Below are 4860 nucleotides of genomic sequence, written 5' to 3'. Positions count from 1 at the left end.
TCGGCTTGGCGGTGACGATCTGGCGCTTGCCCGTCGAGACGGCGGGGATTTTCACATATTGCTTCAGATCCTCCGGCAACACGACATCGGCGAAGGAACGGAACATGGCGATCAGTTCCGGCACATTGACGAAGGTGGCGAAGCGCGAGACGGGCTTGTATTTGCCCGAGGGCTGCAGCTCGAGTTCGGTCGCCACATCGCCGAAGGTCGAGGCCCAGGCGTCGAACTCGTGCAGTCCGCGCTCTTTCAGGGCTTCGAAGCCAAGGAAGCGCTGCACCGAGAACATCTCGCCAAGCGTGTTGGTGATCGGCGTTCCCGAGGCCAGCACCAGTGCGCGGCCGGGGTTCTTCGTCTCGATGAAGCGGGACTTGACGTAAAGGTCCCAGGCGCGCTGCGAGCCGTTCGGATCGACGCCTTTCAGGGTCGACATGTTGGTGGCGAAGCTGAGCTTGCGGAACTCCTGCGCCTCGTCGACGATGATCTGATCGATGCCGATCTCGGAAATCGTCAGCAGATCGTCCTTGACCGAGCCGAGCGCCTCCAGCCGATCGCGCAATCCTTCCTTCAGCCGCTCGAGGCGTTTGCGCGACACCCGGTCGTCGCTTTCGACCCGGGTGAGCAGTTCCTCGTAGAGCGTAAGCTCGTCCTCGATCATCTGGCGCTCGAATTCGGCCGGGACGGCGATGAACTTGAAGGCCGAATGGGTGATGATGATCGCGTCCCAATTGGCCGTGGCGGCCCGCGACAGGAAGCGATGGCGCTTGTCCTTGGTGAAGTTGGTCTCGTCGGCGACCAGGATCCGCGCCGTCGGATAGAGCGCCAGGAACTCTCGTGCGGCCTGCGCCAGGCAATGGCCGGGCACGACCAGCATGGCTTTCGAGATCAGGCCGAGCCGGCGCTGCTCCATGATGGCGGCCGCCATCGTCATGGTCTTGCCGGCGCCGACGGCATGGGCGAGATAGGTCGCCCCAGACGAGATGATCCGCCAGATGCCGCGTTTCTGGTGACCATAAAGAACAAAGGCGCCAGAGGCGCCCGGAAGTTTCAGATGGTCCCCGTTAAAGGATCGGGGCGCGATATTGTTGAAGGTGTCGTTATAGACCCGCGCCAGCCGGTCGGTGCGATCCGGATCGGACCAGACCCATGTCTGAAAGGCGGTCTTGATCTTGCTGAGCTTCTCCTTGGCCGCCTCGGTATCGACGACATTGAGGACCCGGCGCTCGCTGTCCCCGTCCTTCACCGTATCGAAGATCTGCGGGATGCGGCTGTTGAGGGCATCGGCGAGCAGCTCGCCGGCATGCCGGCGCTTGGTGCCCCATTCCGACGTGCCCTCGGCGCGATAGGCGAGCATGCGGGCATCGACCGTCCAGGAGGCGAGTTCCGGCATGTGCCGGATCGTGATGTCCGTGCCCATCGTCTCCTTGACGAAGTCGACGACATCACTGGCCGGAATCCAGGGCGCACCGAGCCGCGCGGTGATCTCGGACGGGCTGAGATCGGCTGGCTGCACCCCTTCGAGCGCCTCGACATTGCGGCTGTAGCCCGGATCGAGCTCGACGGCCGCCTCTGCGATCGCCAGCTTGTCGCGCACCGGACCGGAGAGGTAGGCATCCGATGTCTGCCATGACCCATCCGCCGGATCGCGATAGATCGCGCTGCCGAGTTCCTCAATGACGGTTTCGCCGTCTTCGTGCAGAAGCTCGGCGATGTGATCGGGATCGACATGACCGCGTTCGTTGAGAACGACGGCGAGCGCATCGGCGGCACTGGCGATCACGGGCGGCGATGGCGGGGCGATGACCCGCTCGGAAAAGATCGGGCCGGGCTTGGCCGTATCCGTATCGAGGTCGTAAGTCTCGATCGATGCGACCAGCCAGCAATCCGGATCGTCGAGGAAGGGCTGCAAGTTCGGGCGGCGATGCGTCTCGCGCGTCTCCCCCGTCGCATCGTTTTCCGTGATCGACACCCTGGTGTGATTGATCGGCCCGAAGTCGCGCACGAAGCTCGACCAGGCGATGCGCAGCTTCACTTGCAGGTCGCGCCAGGGCTGATCGGTCTCCTGGGACTTTAGGACCGCGCGCACCGCGTCGCGAACCGAGATCAGCTTCCGGACGATGTTGATCTGCTTTTCCGAAAACCCTTCGCCCGACCGTCCTTTGCGGACGGGAACCGGAGCGAGTTTGCCGTCGAGCACCTGCATGAGGCCCCTCGAGGCGTCGAAGAAAAAACTGCCCTCGCGGACGTGCGCATCCTCGGGCCTGGCGGCATCGGTCAGGCTCGTTCCAAGTTCGAGGTCGATATCGATCGCGTCGGGCTCGCCGTCATAGAGGGCATCCGGCAGCAATAGGATTGCCGCATCCAGGTCGGCCTGGAGATCGCCGTCATCGGAAAGGCAGGTGTAGGTCTCGCCGAAGGGTCCGGATGTGGTCGCGTGGCGGCCAAGGACATGATCGGGGTGGTCGGCAAACCAGCGGTTGACGCGGATGGCCTCGCTGTCTTCGCTGGCGGGAATGATTTCGGCCAAGTCCAGCCAGCTGGCATCATTCTGTGGCTCGCCGGGCTTGCGCTTGCGGAAGAACAGGATGTCGACGACCACATCCGTGCCGGCATCGGCGCGAAAACTACCTTCAGGCAGACGGATCGCGGCGATGAGATCGGCGGATTTGGCGATGTGCTCACGGGCCGTGGCGTCCGCCTTGTCCATTGTGCCCGAGGAGGTGACGAAGGCGGCGAGCGCGCCGGGTTTCAGAAGATCGATCGACCGGGCAATGAAGTAATCATGCAACCGCAGACCCATCGAACGATAAGCGCGATCGGACCTTACGGTCCGGTCGGAAAACGGCGGATTGCCGATGGCAAGATCGAAATGCGCCGGCAGATCGGTGCGCGCGAAATCGCCCTCGATGATGCGGGCGACCGGCTGCAGGAGCCGGGCGATGCGCGCGGTGACCGGATCGAGTTCGATGCCGGTGACAAATGACGCATCGTGGAATGCCTCGGGCATCAGGGCCGGAAACAGCCCCGTCCCAATGCCCGGTTCGAGCACACGGCCACCGCGCCAGCCGAGCCGTTCCAGCCCCTTCCAGATCGCGCGGATAATGAATTCCGGCGTGAAATGGGCATATTGCGTGCAGCGGGCGAGCGAGGCGTAATCGGCCTCGTTCACGGATGCCTGCAGCTCTTCGCCAAGGTCTTCCCACCCCTTGCGGAATCCCTCCTCGCCGGGCCGGGTGAAGACAGCGTTCGCCAGATCGGAGGCGCCGAAGCCGGTGAACCGGATGAGCCGCTTCTGTTCTGCCGCTGTCGCCGGCCGATCCTCGGTCGCGATCGCCGCGGCAAGAGCGATGGCATCGAGATTATCACGAGCGCGGGCTTTCCAGCCCTTCGCCAGAGAACGGCTTCCGGAAAAATGGAAATTGCTGCCGCGTTCGTGCGCTTCGCCGACATGCTCATCAGCGGACGTCTCGCGCGGTCGCGAACCGGATGAATTCGCCACCGGCGCAGGTTCGATCTCGCCTGGTTCTGCTTTCGGACTCTCGGAAAAAGCGGTCACGCCGAGGCCGAGCCCGGACAATAAGGCGTTCTGCGAGCTCCCGAACATGTCGAGGGCGAAGGGGTCGTTGTCGGACATGATGATGTCTCCTGTGAGGCGGGCGCACAAAGCCGCGCCGCCGGGAGGCCCGGCAGCGTCGGATAGGTGCGGGAGTGGAAGTGCGGTTAGCGGGTGATCAGCGAGAACAAGATGTCGTTCTCGGTGAGCTGGATGCCGAGATGGGTGATCCCGAAGCTGCGGTTGAAGCTTGGAACCAGCAGATCGGCATCGATGAACTCGATGCCGTCATCGCCGCCGAAGTGCCGGCGCTTGTAATCCCACCAGTCGGTATCGCCCTTCGGGTGGCATTCGGTCGAATAGACGACGAGCGGTTTCTGGCCCTCGGCGAGCTTGCCGTTTGAGAGAATGTAGACCCCCTCGTCGCCAACGAGCCAGAAGCCCGGCTTCTCGCCCTCTCCCGGACGGGTGCCATAGTAGGGATTGCGGAACCCGCCATTGGCGGCGGCATCCTCTTCGCCGCGCGCGATGACCTTGCGCACCGCAAGAATCGGAAACGTAAACATGGCCCACCTCACGCGGCTTCGGGCAGCGGCAGGTGGCGCAGATGCACCGGCAGCTTCTCGGAGATCTGCCGATCGCTCAGGCTCTCGAGCAGTTCGAACCGCGTGCCCGGCTTGCCGTAGACGATGACGGTGCGCTTGCCGCGATGTTCGGGGCGGAAGTCGTCGCCGGCATAGCCGCGATAATTGTCATGGGTGGCGCTCCAGATGTGCTCGATGCGCTCGTCGCGGGTCATCGCCTTGACCGGCCGGCGCTCGCGCTCGACGATGGCGTCGCGCATTTCATAGGGCGAGCGGCGATCGGACAGATCGCAATAGGCGTGGAAAAACCGCGTCACACCGTTGATGCTCAGCGTGTAGAAGACGCTGGTGATGCTGCCGGTCAGGAATTCGCGCATGGCGAACATTTCGCCGCGCATCCAGAGCGGCGGCAGGATTTCGAGCATATAGTCATGCTGGGCTTGCGCGATCTCGAACCACTCGCCGGCGTAAAGCGCGCTGTCATCGGTCTGCCAGCGATCGGGTCGCTGCGCATGGCGGTCGAATAATCTGAACATCTGATGGCGGTCGGCGATACCGAAATGGATCTTGCGGATGGGAGAGGTCATGGCGGGCTCCTTTGGGGCCTGTCCCGGGCTGGAGCGCGGCGCACCCTCATCGGCATCACCATCTTCTTCAGCCCTTCCGGACCCCTTCCCGCGGCCGCCTCTCCGTCCGGCCGGGTCAAGGGCCGGCGTCAGCCGGGCG

Annotated in this window: 3 protein-coding genes; all 3 read right to left on the bottom strand. The window is 63.8% G+C overall.

All coding sequences use genetic code 11. The annotated features are described in order from the left end of the window. Positions 1 to 3631: DEAD/DEAH box helicase family protein (locus tag MRY80_RS00015; RefSeq protein WP_293286654.1), on the bottom strand; the 3631-nt coding region annotated here is incomplete at its 3' end. 86 nt (positions 3632 to 3717) lie between these two features. Further along, a complete protein-coding gene (locus tag MRY80_RS00010) occupies positions 3718 to 4116 on the bottom strand; it encodes a DUF3085 domain-containing protein (RefSeq protein WP_293286652.1) in 399 nt (132 codons plus the stop codon). 8 nt (positions 4117 to 4124) lie between these two features. After that, complete coding sequence (locus tag MRY80_RS00005) at positions 4125 to 4721, bottom strand: DUF1419 domain-containing protein (protein ID WP_293286650.1); 597 nt, start codon at positions 4719 to 4721, stop codon at positions 4125 to 4127. Positions 4722 to 4860 lie beyond the last annotated feature (139 nt).

Source organism: Oricola sp. (assembly GCF_022763245.1).
Lineage (GTDB): Bacteria > Pseudomonadota > Alphaproteobacteria > Rhizobiales > Rhizobiaceae > Oricola.
The sequence above is the reverse complement of the archived record's forward strand: the minus strand, read 5'-3'. Positions and strand labels throughout refer to the sequence as shown.

Bases quoted from the DNA above. Each gene is read 5' to 3' on its own strand.
- MRY80_RS00010 (WP_293286652.1), bottom strand. From the start codon at position 4,116: ATGTTTACGTTTCCGATTCTTGCGGTGCGCAAGGTCATCGCGCGCGGC.
- MRY80_RS00005 (WP_293286650.1), bottom strand. From the start codon at position 4,721: ATGACCTCTCCCATCCGCAAGATCCATTTCGGTATCGCCGACCGCCAT.